This is a genomic window from Microbacterium sp. CIAB417, from assembly GCF_022788845.1.
On record NZ_JAHZUT010000004.1, the window covers coordinates 453,630 to 475,264 of the forward strand.

21 protein-coding genes are annotated in these 21,635 nt (G+C 68.2%); 6 read left to right on the forward strand and 15 right to left on the reverse strand.

Features of this window, described 5'->3' with window-relative positions:
• Positions 1 to 6 precede the first annotated feature (6 nt).
• The 6 genes from KYX17_RS19635 to KYX17_RS19660 form a co-directional block, all read right to left on the reverse strand.
• Entirely contained in the window at positions 7 to 360 is a 354-nt protein-coding gene (locus KYX17_RS19635) for a TraR/DksA C4-type zinc finger protein (protein WP_243228765.1), read from the reverse strand.
• Between the two features lie 12 nt (positions 361 to 372).
• Positions 373 to 696, reverse strand: coding sequence for a cupin domain-containing protein (locus KYX17_RS19640; protein ID WP_243228766.1), 324 nt, complete (start codon positions 694 to 696; stop codon positions 373 to 375).
• Positions 697 to 734: 38 nt separating this feature from the next.
• Positions 735 to 881 (reverse strand): hypothetical protein, encoded by a 147-nt coding sequence (locus KYX17_RS19645; protein ID WP_243229225.1) that lies wholly within the window; start codon positions 879 to 881, stop codon positions 735 to 737.
• A gap of 25 nt (positions 882 to 906) precedes the next feature.
• On the reverse strand, positions 907 to 3,240 hold the full coding sequence (gene purL, locus KYX17_RS19650) for a phosphoribosylformylglycinamidine synthase subunit PurL (protein WP_243228768.1): 2,334 nt from the start codon (positions 3,238 to 3,240) through the stop codon (positions 907 to 909).
• Between the two features lie 77 nt (positions 3,241 to 3,317).
• A complete protein-coding gene (locus tag KYX17_RS19655) occupies positions 3,318 to 4,109 on the reverse strand; it encodes an ABC transporter permease (RefSeq protein ID WP_243228770.1) in 792 nt (263 codons plus the stop codon).
• Positions 4,102 to 5,079 carry an ABC transporter ATP-binding protein gene (locus KYX17_RS19660; protein ID WP_243228773.1) on the reverse strand — a complete coding sequence of 326 codons (978 nt, stop codon included), beginning with the start codon at positions 5,077 to 5,079 and terminating at the stop codon, positions 4,102 to 4,104. The genes KYX17_RS19655 and KYX17_RS19660 overlap by 8 nt, the downstream gene beginning before the upstream one ends.
• Positions 5,080 to 5,165: 86 nt before the next feature.
• On the opposite strand from KYX17_RS19660, the gene KYX17_RS19665 reads away from it, so the two are divergent.
• Positions 5,166 to 5,858, forward strand: a complete 693-nt coding sequence (locus tag KYX17_RS19665) for a TetR/AcrR family transcriptional regulator (RefSeq protein ID WP_243228775.1) — start codon at positions 5,166 to 5,168, stop codon at positions 5,856 to 5,858.
• A 59-nt stretch (positions 5,859 to 5,917) separates the two neighbouring features.
• Here the strand turns inward: KYX17_RS19665 and KYX17_RS19670 are convergent, their stop codons facing one another.
• Positions 5,918 to 6,874 carry a YafY family protein gene (locus KYX17_RS19670; protein ID WP_243228777.1) on the reverse strand — a complete coding sequence of 319 codons (957 nt, stop codon included), beginning with the start codon at positions 6,872 to 6,874 and terminating at the stop codon, positions 5,918 to 5,920.
• Between the two features lie 105 nt (positions 6,875 to 6,979).
• Here KYX17_RS19670 and KYX17_RS19675 point away from each other — a divergent pair, with 105 nt between their 5' ends.
• Entirely contained in the window at positions 6,980 to 7,435 is a 456-nt protein-coding gene (locus tag KYX17_RS19675; RefSeq protein ID WP_243228779.1) for a VOC family protein, read from the forward strand.
• Positions 7,436 to 7,441: 6 nt separating this feature from the next.
• Here KYX17_RS19675 and KYX17_RS19680 read toward each other — a convergent pair whose 3' ends face one another.
• From KYX17_RS19680 to KYX17_RS19690, 3 genes are all read right to left on the reverse strand, one after another.
• Positions 7,442 to 8,776 carry a serine/threonine-protein kinase gene (locus KYX17_RS19680; protein WP_243228781.1) on the reverse strand — a complete coding sequence of 445 codons (1,335 nt, stop codon included), beginning with the start codon at positions 8,774 to 8,776 and terminating at the stop codon, positions 7,442 to 7,444.
• A gap of 150 nt (positions 8,777 to 8,926) precedes the next feature.
• Complete coding sequence (locus KYX17_RS19685; RefSeq protein ID WP_243228783.1) at positions 8,927 to 10,450, reverse strand: ATP-dependent DNA ligase; 1,524 nt, start codon at positions 10,448 to 10,450, stop codon at positions 8,927 to 8,929.
• Between the two features lie 63 nt (positions 10,451 to 10,513).
• Positions 10,514 to 12,193 carry a hypothetical protein gene (locus KYX17_RS19690; RefSeq protein ID WP_243228785.1) on the reverse strand — a complete coding sequence of 560 codons (1,680 nt, stop codon included), beginning with the start codon at positions 12,191 to 12,193 and terminating at the stop codon, positions 10,514 to 10,516.
• 172 nt (positions 12,194 to 12,365) lie between these two features.
• On the opposite strand from KYX17_RS19690, the gene KYX17_RS19695 reads away from it, so the two are divergent.
• Positions 12,366 to 12,599: a hypothetical protein gene (locus tag KYX17_RS19695; protein WP_243228787.1), complete on the forward strand. Its 234-nt coding sequence runs from the start codon at positions 12,366 to 12,368 to the stop codon at positions 12,597 to 12,599.
• A gap of 59 nt (positions 12,600 to 12,658) precedes the next feature.
• Here KYX17_RS19695 and KYX17_RS19700 read toward each other — a convergent pair whose 3' ends face one another.
• Positions 12,659 to 13,654 carry an SDR family NAD(P)-dependent oxidoreductase gene (locus KYX17_RS19700; protein ID WP_243228788.1) on the reverse strand — a complete coding sequence of 332 codons (996 nt, stop codon included), beginning with the start codon at positions 13,652 to 13,654 and terminating at the stop codon, positions 12,659 to 12,661.
• 66 nt (positions 13,655 to 13,720) lie between these two features.
• Here KYX17_RS19700 and KYX17_RS19705 point away from each other — a divergent pair, with 66 nt between their 5' ends.
• Complete coding sequence (locus tag KYX17_RS19705; protein WP_243228790.1) at positions 13,721 to 14,290, forward strand: TetR/AcrR family transcriptional regulator; 570 nt, start codon at positions 13,721 to 13,723, stop codon at positions 14,288 to 14,290.
• Positions 14,291 to 14,797: 507 nt separating this feature from the next.
• On the opposite strand, the gene KYX17_RS19710 is transcribed toward KYX17_RS19705, so the two are convergent.
• Together KYX17_RS19710 and KYX17_RS19715 are read right to left on the reverse strand one after the other, a co-directional pair.
• Complete coding sequence (locus KYX17_RS19710) at positions 14,798 to 16,513, reverse strand: DUF2075 domain-containing protein (protein WP_243228792.1); 1,716 nt, start codon at positions 16,511 to 16,513, stop codon at positions 14,798 to 14,800.
• Positions 16,510 to 16,833, reverse strand: a complete 324-nt coding sequence (locus KYX17_RS19715) for a nucleotide pyrophosphohydrolase (RefSeq protein WP_243228794.1) — start codon at positions 16,831 to 16,833, stop codon at positions 16,510 to 16,512. Before KYX17_RS19715 ends, KYX17_RS19710 begins: the two co-directional genes overlap by 4 nt.
• 71 nt (positions 16,834 to 16,904) lie before the next feature.
• Here KYX17_RS19715 and KYX17_RS32340 point away from each other — a divergent pair, with 71 nt between their 5' ends.
• Positions 16,905 to 17,792, forward strand: a complete 888-nt coding sequence (locus KYX17_RS32340; RefSeq protein ID WP_243228795.1) for an HNH endonuclease — start codon at positions 16,905 to 16,907, stop codon at positions 17,790 to 17,792.
• 9 nt (positions 17,793 to 17,801) lie between these two features.
• On the opposite strand, the gene KYX17_RS19725 is transcribed toward KYX17_RS32340, so the two are convergent.
• Positions 17,802 to 18,200: a (deoxy)nucleoside triphosphate pyrophosphohydrolase gene (locus KYX17_RS19725; RefSeq protein WP_243228797.1), complete on the reverse strand. Its 399-nt coding sequence runs from the start codon at positions 18,198 to 18,200 to the stop codon at positions 17,802 to 17,804.
• A gap of 200 nt (positions 18,201 to 18,400) precedes the next feature.
• On the opposite strand from KYX17_RS19725, the gene KYX17_RS19730 reads away from it, so the two are divergent.
• A complete protein-coding gene (locus KYX17_RS19730) occupies positions 18,401 to 19,483 on the forward strand; it encodes a type I restriction endonuclease (RefSeq protein WP_243228799.1) in 1,083 nt (360 codons plus the stop codon).
• Positions 19,484 to 19,523: 40 nt separating this feature from the next.
• Here the strand turns inward: KYX17_RS19730 and KYX17_RS19735 are convergent, their stop codons facing one another.
• Positions 19,524 to 21,635, reverse strand: a complete 2,112-nt coding sequence (locus tag KYX17_RS19735) for a glycoside hydrolase family 2 protein (protein ID WP_243228802.1) — start codon at positions 21,633 to 21,635, stop codon at positions 19,524 to 19,526.

Consider the following 21,635-nt stretch of genomic DNA (forward strand, 5'->3'; position numbering starts at 1 on the left):
TCGCCGTCAGCGCCCGGACTTCTCGGCGCACGGCACGCAGAGTTCGGCGAACGGCCGGGCTTCGAGGCGGGCGGGAGGGATGCGGCGACCGCATGCCGCGCAGACGCCGTAGGTCCCGGCATCCATCCGCGCCAGCGCGTCGGCCACGTGCTGCAGCTCATGCCTCGCGTCGTCGCGCAATCCGCTCAATCTCGACCACTCGGCCGACAGCGGGACGCCCTCCGGATCGTGCTCGTCGTCGTCGCTCTGACCGGTGCGGTCGCGCGCCAACTGGGCGAGGGTCGTGTCGAGCGACGCGACACGGTCCACCGCTTCGTGATGCAGTCCCTCCAGCAGGGCGCGCAGTTCGGCATCGGTCACGATCGCGCCGCCCTACTCGAGCCACTCCGTGACGAAGCGATCATTCGCGTGCACGTGCGTGGCCTCGTAGGTCCCGCCGTCGAGCACTTCGAAGCGGTGGACGACGAGCGCGGGCACGACGAGGATCTGCCCGCCCGCGCCCACGACCTGCTCCTCCCCGACGGTGAAGAGGGCTCGGCCGCGGTGGATCACGAACGTCTCCGCGTACGGATGCCGGTGCAGACGGGGTCCTCGTCCCGGGGTGGTGATGTACTCGCGCATGATGCTCACCGGCGAGCCCATGAGGTATCCCTCGATGTCCTCGTCCCGCGCGACGTCCAGAGGTCGGATGGTCATGGCGCCTCCCTTCCTGCCTGAGGGTACGCCCGACCTGCTCAGCCGAACAGGAGGGAGAGCACGGTCGCGCCGCCGCCGACGAGGATCAGCGCCGCGATCGTGACCCACGCCGTGATGCGGATCCGCTTCTGCCGCCGCTCGGAGTAGAGCGACATGTCCTCGGCTTCTTCGTGCTTCTCGGTCATCGGGACTCCTCTGTCCGACTCGTCGTCAGGCCGAGACCGGCTCGGTGACGGTGGGGCCGAAGTGGCTCGGCAGGGTGGCCCGGGACCGCTCGCGCAGTTCGGCGGCCGAGACCGTGAAGACGTCCTGCACCTCGAGCTGCGGCTCGGTGTCCGTCACGCCGATGCGCAGAACCGGGTACCCGCGTCCCTCGCACAGCCCGCGGAACTTCACGTCGTCCTCACGCGGCACGGTGACGATCACGCGCCCCGTCGACTCGGAGAACAGCGCGGTCGCGGCATCCACCCCGTCGCGCTCGATGAGCTCGTTCAGCCAGACGCGGGCGCCGACGCCGAAACGCATGACGCCCTCGGCGAGGGCCTGCGCGAGGCCACCGGTCGACAGGTCATGAGCCGACGAGATCAGCCACTCGTCGCGAGCGGCGCCGATGAGGCCGGCGAGGCGCTTCTCGGCATCCAGATCCACCTTCGGCGGCAGCCCGCCCAGGTGCGAGTGCACGACGTCGGCCCACGCCGATCCGCTGAGCTCGGTCGCCGTGGTGCCGAGCAGGTAGATGTTCTGGCCCTCGTCCTGCCAGCCCGACGGGATGCGGCGCGAGACGTCCTCGATGAGGCCGAGGACGCCGACGAGCGGGGTCGGGTGGATCGGCACGTCGCCGGTCTGGTTGTAGAACGAGACGTTCCCGCCGGTCACCGGGGTGCCCAGCGCGTAGCAGCCGTCCGCGAGGCCGTCGACCGTCTGTCCGAACTGCCACATGACCTCAGGGTTCTCGGGGGAGCCGAAGTTCAGGCAGTCCGTGATCGCGGTCGGGGTGGCCCCCGTGACGGCGACGTTGCGGTACGCCTCGGCCAGCGCGAGCTGGGCTCCGGCATACGGATCGAGCTGACAGTAGCGGCCGTTCGCGTCCGTCGCGATGGCGAAGCCCAGGCCGGACTCCTCGTCGACGCGGATCATGCCCGCGTCGTCGGGGAAGGCGAGAGCGGTGTTGCCGAGCACGTAGTAGTCGTACTGGTTCGTGATCCAGCGGGTGTCGGCGAGGTTCGGCGACGCGACGAGATCGAGGAACTGCTTCTTCAGCTGCTCGGGGTCGTTCGAGCGGGGAAGGTTCTCCGCGGCGTCCGCCTGCAGGGCGTCGATCCACGTCGGATAGGCGACCGGGCGGTCGTACACCGGGCCGTCGACCGCGACGGTGGACGGGTCGACGTCGACGATGCGCTCGCCCTGCCAGTCGATGATGAGGCGGCCGTCACCGGTGACCTCGCCGAGGACGCTGGTCTCGACCTCCCACTTGTCGACGACGGCCATGAAGGCGTCGAGCTTCTCGGGGGCGACGATCGCCATCATGCGCTCCTGAGACTCCGACATGAGGATCTCCTCAGCGGTCAGGGTGGGGTCGCGCAGCAGTACGTTGTCGAGCGACACGTGCATGCCGCTGTTGCCGTTCGCGGCCAGCTCGCTCGTGGCGCACGAGATGCCGGCGGCCCCGAGGTCCTGGATGGCTTCGACGAGCTCGCCGCGGTACAGCTCCAGGCAGCACTCGATGAGCACCTTCTCGGCGAACGGGTCTCCGACCTGGACGGCGGGGCGCTTGGTGGGTCCGCCGTCGTCGAAGGAGTCGGAGGCCAGGATGCTGGCACCGCCGATGCCGTCTCCGCCGGTGCGTGCCCCGAACAGGACGACCTTGTTGCCGACGCCGGTGGCGTTGGCGAGCTTGAGATCCTCGTGGCGCAGGACGCCGACGGCGAGGGCGTTGACGAGCGGGTTGGCCTGGTAGACCGCGTCGAAGACGGTCTCGCCGCCGATGTTGGGCAGGCCGAGGCAGTTGCCGTAGAAGCTGATGCCGGCCGTCACGCCGTGCACGACGCGGGCGGTGTCGGGGTGGTCGATGGCGCCGAAGCGGAGCGCGTCCATGACGGCGACGGGGCGCGCGCCCATCGAGATGATGTCGCGGACGATGCCGCCGACGCCCGTGGCCGCGCCCTGGAACGGCTCGATGAAGCTGGGGTGGTTGTGCGACTCGGCCTTGAAGGTGACGGCCCAGCCCTCGCCGACGTCGACGACGCCCGCGTTCTGGCCCATGCCGACCATCAGGCGCTCCTTCATCTCGTCGGACACCTTCTGGCCGAAACGGCGCAGGTAGTTCTTCGACGACTTGTAGGAGCAGTGCTCGGACCACATCACCGAGTACATGGCCAGCTCACCGCTCGTGGGTCGGCGGCCCAGGATCTCGCGGATGCGCGCGTACTCGTCGTCCTTGAGGCCGAGAGCGCCGTACGGCTGCTCCTTCTCGGGGGTCGCGATCGCGTTCTCGACGGAGTCGGGGACGTGCTGACGGGCGGATGCTTCGGGGGCGGTGGTCACGCGCGCTCCAAGTGGCAGAAGGTATGGCGGGGCGGTCTCAGTCTACCGGCGCGGCAGGCTTGCGATCCGTCGATGCCTCAGGCTCGCCGTACCATCGCTCGGATGCTGATCGCCAGTGCGAGAGCGCACCAGATCAGCAGCACGATCAGGTCCCGTCCGCTCGCGGGATAGGCATCGGAGACCAGCCCTGCGCGAATGAGATCCGCCGCGGGCTGGAAGGGAAGCAGGTCATGCACGGCTTGGAACCACTCGGGAAGCCGGTCGGCCGGGAAGGTGATCGGTGAGAAGAGCATCACGAAGAACACGAGCACCTGGGTGACGAGCTGGGTGATCAACGGCGGCACGGCAACGGCGATCGCGTACCCGATGGAGCTGGCGGTGAGGGCGGTCAGGACGGATGCCGTCAGAAGCAGCGGCCAGTCGAAGGAGTAACTGAATCCGTAGCGCCAATGCGCCACGATGACGGCGACCGCCACGCTCGGGAGCATGATGCCGAGCCACACGGTGAGGTCGGCCAGCAGCACGAGGGCCCGCGGTACGGGCAGCGCGCGCAGATAGGTGAACGTGCCGTTCGTGCGCGCCTGGGCGACGCCCGAGGCGACCATGACCAGCCCGACGATCATCAGCAGCACGGTCGGGGCACCGGTGGAGAGGAACTGCGCCGACGCGGTGTCGATGTCGGGGATGAGCAGGCCGAAGCCGATGATGATCCCGGCGGCCAGCACGGCCTGCACGACGATGACGAACGGGAGCATGGTGCCGGTCTGCGCGAGAGTCCAGCGCAACAGGGTGGTGTAGCCGAGCCAGACGCCGGCGCGCCGTGGCGCCGGCGTGGTCGTCGGAGCGGAGACGATCTGCGGTTCATACATCAGCAGCATCCGTCGTTTCCGTGGCAACGCTCGAGGTCGCGGCGAGATAGGCGTCCTCCAGTGTGGCGGGGGTCAGCGCGTATCCCTCGATGCGGCCGGAGGCCCGCAGCGCCGTCGCCCACGTGACCGCATCGGCGGCATCGGCAGCCGCGAGCGTCAGCAGCACTCGGCGTCCGGATCGGACGCGTCGCGTGATCGGAATGGGAATGCCGGAGACGGATTCGGATGGATCGGCGCCGTCCGGATGCAGCGAGAGATCGAGCTGCAGATCGCCGTCGCCGGAACCCCGCAGCTGACCGGGCGACCCCGCCGCGACGACCCTGCCGCGATCGAGCACGACGAGCGAGTCGACGACGCGCTCCGCCTCCACCACGTTGTGTGTGACGAGGAGCACGCCGGCACCCTCATCGCCGAGTCGTCGAACGGTCTTCCACAGCCGCCGCCGTCGTGCGGCATCCACATCGTTGGTCGGCTCATCGAGAACGACGAGCGGCACCGGGGCGACGGCGGCCATCGCGAACGCGGTGAGGCGGCGCACCCCGCCGGATATTCCGCCGCCGTCCGGGGTCGCTCGGCAATCGAGCCACTCCTTGATGTCGAGTTCATCGGCGATCGCGCGCGTGCTCTGGTCGGCGTCCCGGCGGGAGAGCCCGCGCAGTCGCCCGGCGATCTCGATCGCGGCCCGGGGCGTCATGCCGTCGAGCGGGGCCTGCGCTTGGGGTTGCAGTGCCGCACGCTGACGCGCACGGGCGGGGGTGGCGACGGCGTCGATGCCGGCGACACGGATGGTGCCGGCATCCGGCTTCAGCAGGCCTACGATCTGCGAGACCAACGTCGTCTTGCCTGCCCCGTTGTGGCCGAGCAGCCCGACGACCTCTCCCGCCCGTACCTGCAGGCTGATCGCATCGTTCGCGACGACATCGCCGAACCGTCGAGTGACGTCCTTCAGCTCCAGAACCGTTGCAGTCATGCCCGTCCCCCCTTCGGATACCGTCGGTATCTCGAATACTGACGGTATCTGGATTCGGTCAGTAGGTCAACCAGTACAGTGGGCGGATGGCCGATCGTCCCGCTTCCCGTTCCCGGCGGTCCAGAGCCGAACGGCAGCAGGAAACCCGCCAGGCGCTCATACTCGCGGCGCTCGACGCGTTTTCTCGCGACGGCTATCACGCGACGAGCCTGGAGGGCATCGCCAACGAAGCCGGATTCTCGAAAGGTGCTGTCTATTCGAACTTCAGCGGCAAGCCGGACCTGTTTCTCGCGCTGATGGAGTTCAACCTGACGATGCTTCGCGACTCGGACTGGGATCCGCTCTCGTCCGATGAACAGGTGTCCACCTCCGCCTCCGGCACGAGGACGGAGAGCGGCGTCGAGATCGCCGACATGGTGCGAGGGTTCGGGCTCGCCACGCTCGAGTTCATCGCGACGGCGGCACGAGACGAGAAGCTCGTGCCTGCGCTGCGCGAACGCGTGCAGATGATGATCGACGCGTACGCGCGTGTCGTGACCGAAGCGCGATCTGAGGACGAGAGTCTTCCGGCCGATGACATCGCGCGCCTCATGACGGCACTCGATCAGGGCGTGACCATCCTTGCCCTGAGCGGCATCACATCCCTGGATCCCGGGATCGTGCGCGCCGGGATGCGCCGTCTGATGGACCCGGACGCCGCCGCACGTGAGCCCGCACCCGAGCGCCGGGACTCTGCTCCCTTCCCCGGCGTCGAGCAGGTGCGTAGGCTTTTCGACTGATCGCGGGCAGCAGCGGAGCCCGTGCGGCGACCTCCGCCCACCGGCGCGAGCGGTGGGTGTCAGGAGAGCGGACGCGCGGCGGCGGTGAACCGCTGGGCCAGCGTCTCTGCGGCCTCGCACAGGGCTTCGGGGCCGACGATCGTGAAAGGCGCGTCGAACCGTGCGGTCGCGGCCAGTACCCCCGTCCATGACCAGGACCCGACGGTGATCCTGCAGGAGTTCGCGTCGATCTCCTGCAGCGTGCCGTCGCCGATCCACGGCGCGACCTCGCGGGCTGGCAGCGCGATCACGAACTCGCCGACGCAGGGCCAGCGGTCTTCGGCGTCCGAGCCCTTCGCGCGCGCGGCGAGGTAGGTCTCGGCATCCGCCGCCGGCAGCGGTCGCGGTACGAACGACGGGCCGGTCGGGATGCGCGGGCTCATGCGATCGAGGCGGAATGTGCGCCAGTCGGCGGAGTCGAGATCCCAGGCGAGCAGGTACCAGCGTCCCTCGCGGGCGACGACGGCGTGCGGCTCGGTGCGCCGCGGACGCCGGTCGCGGTCTGTGCCGTAGTCGAAGCGCAGGACGTGACGATCGCGCGCGGCCACGGTCACGGCCTCGAGAACGGCGGGGTCGACGCCGACCCCGCTCGTCCGAGGGCCGGCGAAGCGGATGCCGTCGATCCTGTGCCGCAGTCGGGAGGGCATCACCTGCCGTACGGTCGCCAGGGCGCGCGCGGCCGCTTCATCGATGTCGACGCCGGTGGCGGATGCCGTCTGCAGGGCGACGGCGATCGCGACCGCCTGATCGTCGTCGAAGAGGAGAGGGGGCAGTTCGGAACCCGGTGCGAGACGATACCCGCCGTGCGGTCCCTTGAGCGCGTCGATCCGGTAGCCGAGCTCGCGCAGCCGATCGACGTCGCGGCGCACCGTGCGCGGGGTCACGGCGAGGCGCTCGGCGAGGACGTGTCCCGGCCAGTCCCGGCGCACCTGCAGCAGCGAGAGCAGCTCGAGCATGCGCGAGGGGCTGTGGGTCATGCGTCCATCCTGCCTCGAGAAGCGGACCGAAACTGACCGCTATGCCTGTGATCGTGGAATCCGACGGCGCACCGACCGTCGTTCTCTCTCAGGACAGGAAGTCTCATGACCCTCACGACCACCACCCATCTCAACTTCGGCGGCACCGCCCACCAGGCTCTCGAGTTCTATCGCTCGGTCTTCGGTGGCGAGGTCTCGATCACGCGGTATCGGGACGTCGGGATGCCGGCCGAGCTGCCCGGCGCGGACAAGGTCGTCTTCGGGCGGCTCGACGCCGCGGACGGCTTCCGGCTGCTCGCCTACGACATTCCCGGCCGCGACGACAGCGACCCCGCCGAGACGGCCGGAACGACGCGGCGCGAGAACGGGACGACGATCACGGACCGCACCTTCTTCCAGTCCCTCCAGGCCGACACCCTCGGTGAGCTGCAGGAGCGCTGGACGGCACTGGTGGCGGGCGGATCAGTCATCGAGCCCCTCGCCGCGTCGGCCTGGTCGCCCGGTTTCGGGATGCTCACCGACCGGTTCGGCGTGACCTGGGTGCTCGACGTGCGCGGCTGACCCGCATCATCCGCCCTTGCCCTTGTCGTCTTTCGTCCCGCCGTTTCCCTCGTTGCCGTTGCCGTTGCCGTTGCCGTTGTTGCCCTTGCCGCTGTTGCCCTGCGAAGAGCCGTCGCCGCGATCCTCGCCGCTGCCCTTCCCTCGGTTGCCGCGGTCGTCGTCGGCCGTGCCCAGGTCCTGCTGGTCCTGGAGCGCCGGTTCGGGGTCGACTGCATCCGGCGCGGGGTCGACCGGATCCGTGACATCGCCCGCGTCGAGCGACGTCACGGATGTCATCAGGCCGCCCTGCACGACACCGGCCGGTTGAGTGATGATCGCGGCACCGACGGCGACGGCCGCCGCGACGGTGAGCGTGAGGGCGGATGCGACTCCGATCCGTCGTCGCGCACCACGTCCGGCCGCGGTGGGCAGCACCGCGGTCGGCGCCGTCGTGCCGGCGCCGGCGTCGGAACGATGAGCCGCGCTCGGCGCAGGCGGAGCGACGAGCGGCGTCGCGGCGCTGGTGGCCGCGATGCTCCGGGCCGTGCGTGCGACCGCAGCCGCGTCGGGACGCTCGGCCGCGTCGAGTCGCGTCATCTGGTCGAGCAGCGCTCGCCAGTGCTCGTCGATGTCGTCGGGGAGGGACGGCGGGCGGGTCGCGCGCGTGACAGCGGACGCGCGGTCGGAGCCGAGCGACGGATATCCGGATTCGCCGGTCAGCGCCTCGAGCATGACGATGCCGAGGGCGAAGATGTCGACGGGAGTGCCCGGATCGGTGTCCCGGAGCTGCTCGGGCGCCATGTAGGCCAGCGTTCCGAGTACGACGCCGCGTCCCGTCATTCGCGAGCGGTCCAGAGCGCACGCGATACCGAAGTCGGCGAGCTTGGCGGACCACGGGCGATCCGGATCTCCCGTGGAGGCGAGGAGGACGTTGGACGGCTTCACGTCGCGATGGACGACGCCTGCCGCATGCACGGCGGCGAGTCCGTCGGCAAGATCCTGCAGGATGTGCGCGAGCGCTCGCGGCGCGAGCGTGCCCTCGGCCATCAGCGCGGCCAGCGTCGGCCCGTCGATGAACTCCATGACGAGATAACGCGGACGATGCGGCTCGAGTTGAGCGTCATAGAGGGCGACGAGCGAGGGGTGGTTGAGAGCGGCGAGCAACGCCTTCTCGGTGTGCGCACGATCGGCCGAGATCGGCCCGTCGTCCGATTCGTGGATCATCTTGATCGCCACCGTGCGGCCGAGGTGCGTGTCCTCCGCGCGGTACACGGTCGCCATTCCGCCGCGCCCCACACGATCCTGCAGCAGGTACCGGCCGTCCAGCAGTGCGGCGGTCGGTGACACCACTTCCAGCGTCATCGCGAACTCCTCCTGTCGGGAGTCCGACGCTAATCGTCGAGTGCATGAATCTCAGCGGGGTTGACGTCACGCGGAAAGGGTGATTCGCGGCCCCTACAATCGCGCGGATTCCGTCGCGCCGTGTGCGGACGCGGCATCTGGGGTGGGGATTCAGCCGCGCAGCAGCGCGCGCAGGCTCTGGATCGTGTCGGCCTCGGCGGCCGTCTTGTCGGGGCGGTACGTCTTGACCCGCGCGAACCGCAGCGCGATGCCGCCCGGGTAGCGCGGCGAGCGCTGCACTCCGTCGATCGCGATCTCGACGACGAGTTCGGGCCGGAGGAGCACCGCGTGCGGTGACCGCCCGGTCTCGTACGAGGGGAACGTCTCGGTCTGCCAGCGCAGCAGGTCGTCCGTGAGTCCCTTGAAGGTCTTGCCGACCATGACGAAGCCGCCGGCGTCTCCGAACTCGCCGTCGGGGTCGCGGGCGCCGAGATGCAGGTTCGACAGCATTCCGCGACGACGCCCCGATCCCCATTCCGCCGCGAGGACGACGAGGTCGTAGGTCAGGACGGGCTTGACCTTCACCCAGGACTTCCCGCGGCGCCCCGCGGTGTAGGTCGAGTCGATCGCCTTGACGAGGACGCCCTCGTGCCCTGCGGCGAGCGCGTCGCGGGAGAGCTGCTCGGCGGCGCCGGGGTCGGAGGTGACCACCCCCGGCATCCGCCATTCCCCGGCGATGCGGTCGAGTTCGGCGAGTCTGGTCGCGAGCGGTTCGTCGATGAGGTCTCGCCCGTCGATGTGGAGCAGGTCGAAGAACCAGGGGCGCAGGGCGAGGTCGCGCGAGACTTCGGCGCCGAACCGCGACATGGTCTGCTGGAACGGCCGCGGTCCGCCGTCCTCGTCGAGCGCCAGCGTCTCGCCGTCCAGGATGAGGTCGCGGGCGGGCAGCGCCCGGACGATCTCGACGATCTCCGGGACGCGATGGGTGATGTCGGCGAGACTGCGGGTGTAGACCCCGACCTGATCGCCGTGGCGGTGCACCTGGATGCGGGCGCCGTCGAGCTTGTACTCGACCGAGGCCTCGCCGGTGATCTCGAGCGCCGCCGTGGGCGTCGCGGCGGTGGCGGCGAGCATGGGCAGCACCGGTCGTCCGACGCGAAGGCCGACGGACTCGAGCTGCTCGGCCGTCCCGGTCAGAGCGAGCAGGGCGGTCTCACCGAGGTCGCCCGAGAGCATCGCGGCCCGGCGCACGGTCGCCACGGGGCGATCGGAGGCGCGGGCGATCGCGTCGAGCAGGACGCCGCCGAGTGCGCCGGTGCGCAGTTCGCCCAGCAGCGCGCGCATGAGGAGATCCCACTCGCGGGCGGTCGACCGTGCGGCGAGATCGGCGAGCAGGCTCGCGCGGAGCGCGGTCGACCCGGCGCCGGCCGCTGCGGCGATCGCGTCGAGCGCCAGATCGACCTCGGCGACCGTGAGCGCTGCCTCCTCGGCGTGCGCGACGTCGACGGCGGAGAGTCCGCGCCATCCGACGCCCAGCCGGCCCTGTCGGGGACTGGCGAGCAGCAGGCCGATGAGGGCGGGGAGCTCGCTCGGGTCCGCACGCTCGAGCAGCCGTGCGAGAGCATCGATCTTCGCGAGGCGCGACGAGGTCGCGGCGACGTCCTCGGTCGTGTCGACGAGCTCCGCGAGCAGCATGCGGGCATTCTCGCACCGGCGTCCGACATCCGGAACGCCCTTCCTTTCGTCGCCGGCCGGGTCCTAGGGCTTCGTGTCGTCGTGGTGCACGATCCGCCCGAGCTCGACGGCGCCGCCCGCAAGCTCCCAGTAGTGCAGTCGTCGCGCGCCGGCGACGTTCTGCTCCACGCTCGAGCGCATGCAGCGGGCGCCGTCCTCGCGCACGACGTAGGGGTCGCCACCACCCTCACCGGTGCGTAGGCGATGCAGGTCGCGCGCCGGGATCTCCCGGTCGCGTCCGGTGATCGCGTCGACGCAGGTGCGGATCGCCTTGCTCAGCTGCCCCTCGTCCAGCGCTTCGAGCGACGCGATGAAGTCGGAGCCGAGCGTGTATTCGCGCAGCGGCCAACGTTCGCGCTCGCCGGGTGAGGTGCGGTTTCCCCAGGTGCGCTCGATCTCGAAGCGGATGCCGTCGGCGGTGGCGTCCACGTACGAGCGTTCCGCGGCGCGGCGAGCATCGCGCAGGGCGCGGCCGGTCTCGCGACGGTCCTGTTCGGCTGCGGTGAGCTTCGCCTCTGTGCTCGCGCGTTCGGCGCGTTCGTCGGCGAGCTTCGCGCGCAGCTGCTCGTTCTCGCGCCGCAGCCGGGTGAGCTCATGGTCGTCCGTGCCGCTCCCTCCGCTCGACCGGGCGACGAGGTTGGTCAGCGCGAGCATGTCCGCGTGCAGCTGCGTGAGCTCATGGGACAGCGCCGCGATGTCGCCGCGGGTCGCGTAGTCGACGGACGCGGTGGTCGGGATCATTCCGGATGCCGCGGGCACCGCGCTCTCGGACGATGCGGGAGCCGCGGCCTCCGGTTGCCGTCGCGAGGGGCGGCCTTCGCCGAGCCAGGGCGCGCCGCCGATGACCAGAGGCAGGGACGGGAGCAGGGGAGCGTCCGGGTCGGCTTCGGCGCGGCTGAGGGCGGGTGGCTTTCCCGGCATCCGATGGACTCGCACGCGGACGACGTCCCCGACCGTGAGCACGTCGCCGACCGGACCGTCGCCGGTGTCGACGTCGCGACGGCGCAGCACCACGGAGATCTGCGGATGCAGCTGGACGGTCGCCCGCAGATCGGTCACCTTCACGACGAGCGCCAGCGTGTGCGAGCCGTCGGGGAAGGCATCGAGGTCCGGTGCGAGCGGCTCGGGGTGCAGTTCCGTTCCTTCGAGGATGCCGGCGACAGGCTCGTTCTCGATGAGCGCGGCGAGAAGCGGGATGTCGGGTGGGAGCAGGGCCGCCGTCGCGGTGACGGTGGATCCGTCGTCCAGGCGCACGATGGCGCGGTCGCCGCCCGCCACGAAGCCCTGCACGATGCCGGAGGCGCGACGGATGCTCGGGGTCGGCGTCGATTCCACGGTGCGCTGCACGGTCTGATGCAGGGCGTCGTCGATGAGGTCCTCGGTGGTGGCGTGGCCGGGGAAGCGCAGGTGCGAGCGCGTCCAGGCCGGGTCGGTGCCGAAGTCGATCGGGTAGGACCGCGCCGCCCCTCCGAACGCGTGCGTCTTCGGAGGCAGGAGCTGCTCGAGATGGCGGGTCACGGCGCCCGTCGCGATGGTGACGACGTCGGCGAGACCGTCCAGCTCGGTGCGCAGACGTGCGACGTCGAAGGAGAACAGCCCGTCGGCATCGGCGGAGACGAGCACGAGGGGACGGTCTCGGCGGCCGAGGATGCGGGACGCGAGTTCTTCCGCCTGGGACGGGGTGGTGACGTCGGCGGAATCCATGGGTGCGAGTGTAGGCGCCGGCTCTGGCGTGCGGTGGAGGTGCGCCGCGATTCGGCGGGCTCCCGACGATGCCGCGCGTGCGCGTTAACGGGGCACGAGCCCGAAGGCAAGGGCCTCGTGCGCGTGGCGGGGACGTTCTAGGAAGGGAGAACCGAAAGACAGGAGGGCTGTCGTGGCTTCAGGCGATATCGAGACGTTCCAGCAGAGCGGGATCTGGTTCAACCGGATCGAAGGAGAGTCGCGCACACTCGGAACCGGATTCGAGAACCGCGAGGACGCCGTGCGGGTGGGGCGCAGCGCCGCCGCGGCTCGGCAGGTCGGACATGCCGTCAAGGAGGACGCCGGACCGAGCGACGACAAGGAGCTGTTCGGGCAGCACCCGCGGGAGACGATGACCGCGCTGTGACGGGCGCTCGATGACGGATGCCGGCTCCGAGTCATCCGGGCCGGCATCAGTCAGGAGGGCTACTGGACCGACCAGCCGCCGTCGGAGGCCAGGACGGCGCCGTTGATGTTGACGGCGTCGTCCGACAGGAGGAACGTGATCGACGCGGCGAGGTGCTCGGCCGTCGCGACGGTCGGGATCGCCTGCTGGAACGGGGCGAGGCGTCCGGAGCCGTACTCCGACATGTTCGGCGGCATCGGGATGCCGGTGGCGACGCCCCCGGGAGCGACCGAGTTCACGCGGATGCCCTTGGGCCCGTACATGAAGGCCGCGGACTTCGTGACGCCGATGATGCCGTGCTTGCTGGCCGTGTAGGCGTTGCCCGAGGCGTTGCCGCGCAGGCCGGCCTCGCTCGACACGTTGAGGATCGCGCCGCGCCCGCTCTTCTCCATGATCGGAAGCACCGCGCGCATGAGCTTGAACGGTGCGGTGAGGTTGATGGCGATCACGCGGTCCCACACGGCATCCGTGGTCTCGCCGGCGGGGGAGAAGTCGTCGTTGATGCCGGCGATGTTGGCGAGGCCGTCGATGCGCTCGCCCGCAGCGGCGATGACGGCGTCGATGGCGTCCTGCTGCGTGAGATCGCCCGCGACGGTGACGACGTCGGGGAGTTCGGCCTTGAGGGCGTCGAGCTTCTCGGCGGAGATGTCGGCGGCGATGACGCGGCCGCCCTCGCGGGCGATGCGGGATGCCGTGGCCCGGCCGATCCCGGACGCCGCTCCCGTGACGATCACCGTCTTGCCGGAGAAGCGTCCGGCGGTGGGCTGCTCGGTCCAACTGGCGTTCTCGTCGTCGGCGGGGATCTCGCCGCCGTTGGCGGCGCGCACCAGGTCATCCACGACGGACTGGGGCAGGGCGCCCTGGCTCATCGCGACGAGCTGCTGCAGCGGCAGGCCGAGCACCGGGGTGAGGAGTTCGGGATCGGCGCCGGTCTTCTCGAACAGTCCGCGGACCAGAGGTCCGCCGACCTCGTCGTTCAGCCATTCGCCGATGGTGGAGTGTGCGGTCAGGGCCATGTCGTGCTCCTTCTCTATTTCGCAACGGTGCGTCCATTTATTGTACGCCTTCGGTACGCTCGTGGGGTGGCTCGTCCCCGTAGTGAGAAGGCCCGCCAGTCGGTCCTGGCGGCAATGCGCGCCGCCCTCGTCGACGAGGGCTATTCGTCCGTGTCGATCGAGGGCCTGGCTGCGACAGCCGGGGTGTCGAAGCAGACGATCTACCGCTGGTGGCCGTCGAAGGCCGCGATACTCGGTGAGGCGCTGCTGGAAGGGGAGGTGCCGGGGGCGGACGTCGTCCTGCCGATGACGTCGGATCTCGAAAGCGACCTCCGGGCCTGGTTCTCCGCGATGTCCGCCTCTCTCGGGGACGTCGAGGGGGTCGCGCTTGCGAGGGCGCTGATCGCGGTGACCGCGACGGATGCCGAGCTGGGAGCCGCGCTGAACGAGAGGCTTGCGGCGCCGATTCGCGCGTGGGTCTCGTCGCGTCTCGAGCGGGCCGCGGAGGCCGGGGACGTGCGGCCGGACGTGGACGCCGCGGTGATCGCGGATCAGTTCGTCGCGTTGGCGAGCTATGCCGCGTTGCAGGGGAAGGTGCTGGGGGCGGAGCAGGTGGATGCCGTGGTGGGCGTGCTGATGCGGGGGATCGGGGCCTAGCGTTCGGACGTCGGAAGCGCCTGAGATGATCCGCCGGTGGACAAGGTGACGGTGACTGTGACGTGCGCGCATTGCTGCGAAACGGTGGAGAGGTCGGTCTGGCCCGGGCAACAACCCCTGCACTGCTCCGCGCGATGTGGCCGGCGCGCCGCGGAGAAACGGCGTCGAAGGCATCGTCGAAAGGAACGTGCGCGGCGGACATCACACCAACGACCATCGGCTCCACTGGGTGAGGCCCGACTCTGGCGCGCCGCGGTGGAGGAGCGGACTGAACTGGGCCCGACCCATGAGCGACGTCAGATCTGTCTGGATGCCGGAATGATCGCGTACACGTCGCTAGAGGAGGCGTGGGTTGTCTGTCTTCACGATTATCCGAAGAGGCTCACGCTGACGGCGTACCCGTGCCCCCACCTGGATCATTTCCATGTCGGGAACAAAGAGCCATCGAAGGTAGGCGCGGCCCGTCGTCGTGCGGAGCTGTCCTATGAACTGGCATGTGGTGAGGCGTCAGGGCAGTAGCCGCCGCAGCCGCTCGCGCAGTCCCGGATCGCACACGTACACGTACGTGCCGTGGATCCCCCGCGTGAGCAGTACCCCATAGATGTTGCGGATGAACACGAGCAGCTCGTCGTCGCCGAACGCTTCTTTGAGGTGCCCGGTGCTCTCCTTGCCCTTCTTGTCGCGATAGGCCTCGCGGTCGGCCACGATCCGGCCGGTCGCGGTATCCAGGCGCAGGTCGGGCCCGATGATGACACCGGCGTAGTTCAGGTCGTACCCCTGCACGGTGTGGATCGACCCGACTTCCTCCAGCGAGCCCGGCGAGTTGATCCAGTCCCTATCGGTGCTGTTCCACCGCATCCGCACGCCATCGAGGTCGATGTCGAAGGCGGCGCGGTCCCGCCGAGATCTCCAATCCCATGCGTAGCCGGCGACCAGGCGGGACAGGCCCATCTCGGCATCCTTCTCCCGGATAGCCGCACGCATGTCCCCGAGATGATCGAAGAAGCGCAGGTCGTAGGCGCCGAGATCCATCGGTGCAGGGTTCTCGCCGCGTAGCGCCGACCGGATGAACTCTACGTAATCCGCGCCGGCGCGCACCCGCATCTGAGTGGTCAGCCGGTAATGGCGATGGGCATTCCGGGCATCGCGCAGCTCGGCATCCAGAATCGCGGGCGACAGGTCGTGCGGACGCACGCTCTGTGCACCATCGACGAGGAGCAGCTGGTGCCGGCTGCGCTTCTTGATCCAGTCGAGCTGGGTGTACGTCGGGTCGTCCGCGCCGAACAGGTCGACATTGATGTCGCGGAACTTCTTGTTCTGCACACCGGATGCCTGGTTCGCGCGCTGTCCGAGCCGGTGCGTCTCGTCGACCAGCACCAGGTCGTACTCGACCGATGACTCGCCGAGCTGAAACGGGGTGAGCACCATCGATGGGTCGAGCTTCGGCGTCTTCTTGAAGACCTTCTTGACGGATTCGCGCAGCGACTGCTGGGGAATCACCAGAGCCATGCGCAGACCGCTGAGAAGCTCGCGGTTCTCCGGGACGAAGAACTCGGAGAACATGGAGTCCGGCTCGATGTCGTCGTGGTGCTCGAAATCGCGGATGTCGGCGAGCAACTTCATCAGGTAGATCGCGATGATCGTCTTGCCCGTGCCGGGATCGCCCTGCACGACCTGTGTGGAACGCTCTGCGGGGTCGGCCAGGTCGGCCAGGAAGCCCTCGACGATCTCGCTGACCGCGATCGCCTGATCGTCGCCCAGCGCCTTGAACGGCGACAGCTTGAACAGGTCGGAGTTCTCGATCTGCGGGATGCTGCGGCTGAACAGGCCCTCGGAGCGCAGCGTCTCGAAGATGTCGCGGAACGACTCCCGATACAGCGCCCGGTCGTAGTAGTCCGCATCGGTGAGCCCGTCGTTGCCGTTGAGGATGCTGTACTGCCCGTCACCCGAGAACCAACGGATCAGGTGCGATTCGAGGTCGAGGCAAGCGGACTTGTTGAAGGTGGGATCGACGACGACACGGATGCTGTCCAGGCCCGCATCCCGTTTCGGTCCTTCGAGGTGCTGCCGGATGCGTTTGTGGGCACGGGTGGTCTCGCCGACGTAGAGCTTGCGCGTTCCGTCGATGACGTAGACGACCGGCCAGTTGGTGTGCTGCGGATCCTGCGCGGCCCAGTCATCGACGTGAGCTCTTTCGAACCGCACGTGGCGGATGCTGGTCATGCCTGCGGCTCGTGCTTGTTGATCGTGCCCTGGTTCAGTTCGACCGGGTACTTGCGTTCAGTCTTGGCGAGCTTTCGCATGACGATCTCGTCGAGGTCCACACCGAGCCGGTTCGCGAGGTGGATGCAGTAGCTGACGACATCGGCGAGTTCGTCCTCCACGTGCTGCTGGTCGGGGCTCTCCGTCCACTGGTATAGCTCGAGGAGTTCGGCCGCCTCGATCGAGATGCTCTTCGCCAGGTTCTCCGGGGTGTGGAAGGCGGACCAGTCCCGGGCCTCGACGAAGGTGCGGAGGGCTTCGGTGGTCTGAGCAGACGGCATGGGAGTGACGGTAGCAGCCGGATGAGGCGGTGGTCGGGTCGCATTGCCCACGATGCAGATATGTTGAGAGCGTGAACCGTCCGCTCCGAGAACAGGCTGCTATCCGAGAGGATGTCTTTCGCTGGCTCGATGCGCGACGTAGCGCAGGTGCATACGAGTTCAGCCGGGGTGAGCTGATCAACTACACGTTCCAAGGGCAGCGGATTCCGCTGCTCGATACCGGCCGCGGTATTCGGAACCCCGCGGACTTCGATTCGACCTTGACGATCATGACAAGTTCGAAGAAGACGGAGTACTCAGATGGGATCAGCCCTGAGGGCCTCGTTACCTACTCGTACCAATCTCGCGAAGGTGGCGACAACGTCAAGCTTCGTCGCGCGTACCAGAACGCGGACCCACTTGTGTATTTCCTCGGCGTGCGACCGGGCTATTTCGTCGCTTTCTACCCGGCGTACATCGTGCATGATGATCCCTTGGAGCGCATCGTAAGGATCGCTCTCGATGAATCTCTCCGGTACTTCGACGACCCGCTGCACCTCAAGGAGTATGAGCGGCGGTACGCCGAGCGCCTCGTCAAAACCCGCCTTCACCAGCCGATGTTCCGGGCCCGCGTGCTCCGTGCGTATGAAAGTTCGTGCGCCATCTGTAACCTCAAGCACGCCGAGCTGCTCGATGCTGCGCATATCATTGCTGACTCACACGCTGGAGGCGTCCCCGACGTGACCAACGGACTGGCGCTCTGCAAGATCCATCACGCTTCTTATGATCAGAATCTGCTAGGGATAACTCCCGACTATGAAGTCCGAATCGACCGAGCCCTCCTCGAGGAAGTCGACGGGCCGATGCTGCGGCACGGGCTTCAGGATATGCACGGGCGACCTTTGACGCTGCCGCGGCGTGCGGCCGACCATCCTTCGAAGGAGCGGCTAGCAGCGAAGTACGCACTTTTCGCCGCGTAGCGATGGTCCTTATCTGAGGTTGTCGCCGATGATCCGTTCAACCGCAGGGATATCCGCCGGAGCCCAGTCAAGGCCCCCAATCTCGCTCAATTGGACCCATCGAAGATCAGCGTGTTCCGTGGGGCGAGGAATACCTTCGACGACTGTGGCGTAGTAGGTGGTGAGGGTGACCACGCCGAACGGGTAGTCCTGCGTCGTAGTGCTGATCCGCTTGCCAACGACGATGCTGCAGAGAAGCTCTTCGCGAATTTCGCGGACTAGCGCTTCTTGCGGAGACTCACCGGGTTCGATCTTACCGCCGGGGAATTCCCACTTCCCGGGCAACGACATCGCCGGACCTCGTTGGGCGGCGAGCACGGCACCGCCGCGGATCAACACTGCTCCCACGACATGGACTTGCCGTTCCACGCGATGCTCCCTTGTCCACCTCGATGGCCTGTTCGAAGCCTAGCTGTGCCCGAAGGTGGGCCTTGCGGTGCTGCCAACTGTCGGGGGCGTGTGTTCGCAACGGGTGCGGGATACTTCAGTCGACCACGCTCGTCGCTGGAAGGGTGCTAGGTCCGCTATCGTCTGGACTAACCCTCAATCAATGGAGAGATCGGAGCGACGTGGAGTTTGCTGAGCGTCTTGAGTCCCTCGCAGTGAAAGTGCGAAACCAAGCCACCGCGATCGGGACGGAAGAGGCGACGAAGAACGCGTTCGTCATGCCCTTCATTTCGACGATTCTCGGCTACGACGTCTTCGACCCGCTCGAGGTAGTGCCCGAGTTCACTGCAGATGTGGGCACCAAGAAGGGCGAGAAGGTCGATTACGCAATCATGCGCGACGGTGAGGTGCAGATCCTCATCGAATGCAAGCCCTCGATGGGTGCGCTGAGGATCGAGCACGCTTCGCAGCTGTTCCGCTATTTCTCCGTCACGAACGCGCGAATCGCGGTCCTCACCAACGGTGCGGTCTGGCACTTCTACACAGACCTCGACGCACCGAATCGGATGGACTCCAAGCCGTTCCTGGTGCTCGATCTGCTCGACATTGACGAGACCCTCATCTCGGAACTTCAGAAGCTCAGCAAGGAGAGCTTCGACCTCGATTCGATCATCAGCGCGGCAGAAGAACTCAAGTACATCGGCGCACTCAAACGCGAGATCGCGGCGCAGTTCCGGGAGCCTACGGATGAGTGGGTCAAGTTCTTCACCGCACGCGTCTACGATGGCGCGTTTACGCAACGAGTTCGGCAGCAGTTCACTGGACTCGTGAACAAGGCCGCGCACCAGTTCCTGACCGAGCGCGTCAACGACAGGCTCAAGACCGCGCTCGGAGTGAGCGGCGCCAGTCAGATTGCGGACGTGCCCCCGGCAACCAGTGTCGAGGTCGCGGACGCCGACCTCGACCGCGACACCGAGATCGAGACTACGCTCGAGGAGCTCGAGGGGTATCAGATCGTCAAGGCCATCGCGTGTGGGGAGGTCAAGCCGCAGCGCGTGACGCAGCGCGATGCGAAGAGCTATTTTGCTGTTCTGCTCGACGACAACAACCGCAAGCCGATCGCCAGACTGCACTTCAACGGCAAGCAGAAGTATCTCGGCCTGCTCGATGAGGACAAGACGGAAACCCGCCACGCGATCGTGGACCTAGATGAGATCTATGAGCATGCAGAGGAGATTCGCGAAGCTGTGCGCCGCTATGCATGACGCAAAGGCTCTGGTGGGCACCTGCGCCTGAGCCCGCCTCTCACGCCTCCCCCGGAACCTCCACGCCGACGAACTCGCCGTCGCGTGCCCCGCGCCGGTTCGGGGCTTCGACCTCGGCCGCATCGAGAAACGTTCGTGCCACGACGGCGCCCGCGGCATCCGTCGCCCAGACCAGGAAGCGCCCTGCCGTGTCACGAGCGGGCACGGCAAGCGTCACGGCATCCGAGAGCACGAAGGGCTCGACGACGAAGGGCTGAGTGGTCACGATGCCGTCCCCGGGCAGAGCATCCATCGACGCTCCTGCGCGGACCCACGCGCCGTGCATCTGCACGTCCAGCGCAGAGCGCCCGTGGTGCGACACGTGCACATCCAGCTCGAACGCCTTCACGGGCGTCGCGAGGTCAGCGCCAGCACGAGCGGGCACGAGGTCCAGCACGAGCACCGTCTCGGCGTTCACATCGGCCGGAACGAGTCCGCCCCAATCCTTCGTGCGACGGTCCTCGGTGAGCAGCCCGGCGCACTCGTGCTCGACATCCGAGAACTCCGTGTAGACGTAGCCGGAGTAGCGGGCGTGCCGGCGCAGTTCCTGCGTCTCCCACCGCAGGTGCCATGCTCGCTCGAGACTCGTGAAGCCTTCGCCGTACTCGCTGTTGAGGATCGGTACGCCGTGGCGTGGGAAGGCCGGCGACCCGTAGAACGACTTGTCCACGATGAAGTCCGGCCCGAGCCTGACAGGGAACGCCTCGCGCTCGCCGGATGCCAGATCCGCTACCGCCTGCGCCCACGTCGCGATGTCGGGTTCGTAGTAGTGCCAGTCGACCAGATCGCTCTTCACGTGCGCCCAGCCGGAGTTCTCCACAATCGGGCGCGTGTCGTCGAGCGTGCGCAGCAGGTCGTAGGCGCGCATGGCTGCCTCAGCCCGCGCGGCGCTGCCCGGGATGTCCCAGTCCAGGCCCCACTCCTCGTTGTACAACCCCCAGATGACGATGCTCGGGTGGTTCCCGTCACGCTCGACCATCGCGGGCAACTGCGCCTCGAACGCCTCGGCCGCGGCCGCCGAGAACCGGCTCGGGCACGCCGGCTCCGCCCACACGAGCATCCCGGTGAGGTCGGCCTCGTGCAGCCAGATCGGGTCCTCGAACTTCAGGTGCTTGCGCACGAGGTTGTAGCCCAGCTCGCGGGCGAGCGCGATGTCCTTCCGCAGCGCTTCGGCGTCCGGCGCAGTGAGGCCCGAGTCCGGCCAGTACCCCTGGTCGAGGACGCCGCGCACGTACAGCCGTGATCCGTTCAGCACGAGTTCTTCGCCGCGGGTCTCGATCCGGCGCAGCCCCGTCGTCGCGACGACGCGATCCGCCGCCTCGCCTTCCCCGACGATGACCTCGACCCGGTACAGATGCGGGTCCTCCGGCTGCCACAGCCGCGGCTCGGACAGCTCGAGACGCCCGGCGGCCAGACCCGCGGCATCCGAGATCAGCTCCACCTCTGCATCTGCCGTCCGAACCCGGACGATCGAGCCGACCACGGCATCGCCGGACAACCCGACCGTGACGTCGATGCCGGTCAGGCTGTCGCCACGCAGCGCGATCGAGCGGGCGTACGTGCGCCCTCGCGCCTCGAGCCAGACCGATTGCCAGATGCCGGACGTCGGCGTGAACGAGACCCCGTCGTAGTCGTCGCGCGGAATGGAGCGCTGCTTGCCGTGCGCGATCTCACGCTTGTCGGCCGGTGCGTCGACCTCCACGGTCAGTTCTGACGCCACCCCCGGCACGAGGAACGCGGTCGCATCGAACTCGAACGACTCGTATCCGCCGACATGCTCGCCGACGAGGGCGCCGTCGATTCGGACGATCGCACGATGATGCACCGCGCCGAAGCTCAGGACGACCCGCCGCCCCGACCACTCGACGGGCACGGTCACCTCGCGACGGTAGGTTCCCCGCTCCAGCCAGGTCTGTCGGATGCCGGAGGCAGCGCTCTCCCAGGCGAAGGGGACCGTGATGTCGGCACGGACGCCGTCGGCCTCGAACCCCCACTGCCCGTTGAGCGTCAGCCATCGCTCCGACCGGTCGCGATCCGGACGCGGATACTCGGGGCGTGGCACCGCCGCATCGGCGATGGTGACAGGGGAGGAGTCGGTGGTGGAGAGGGACAC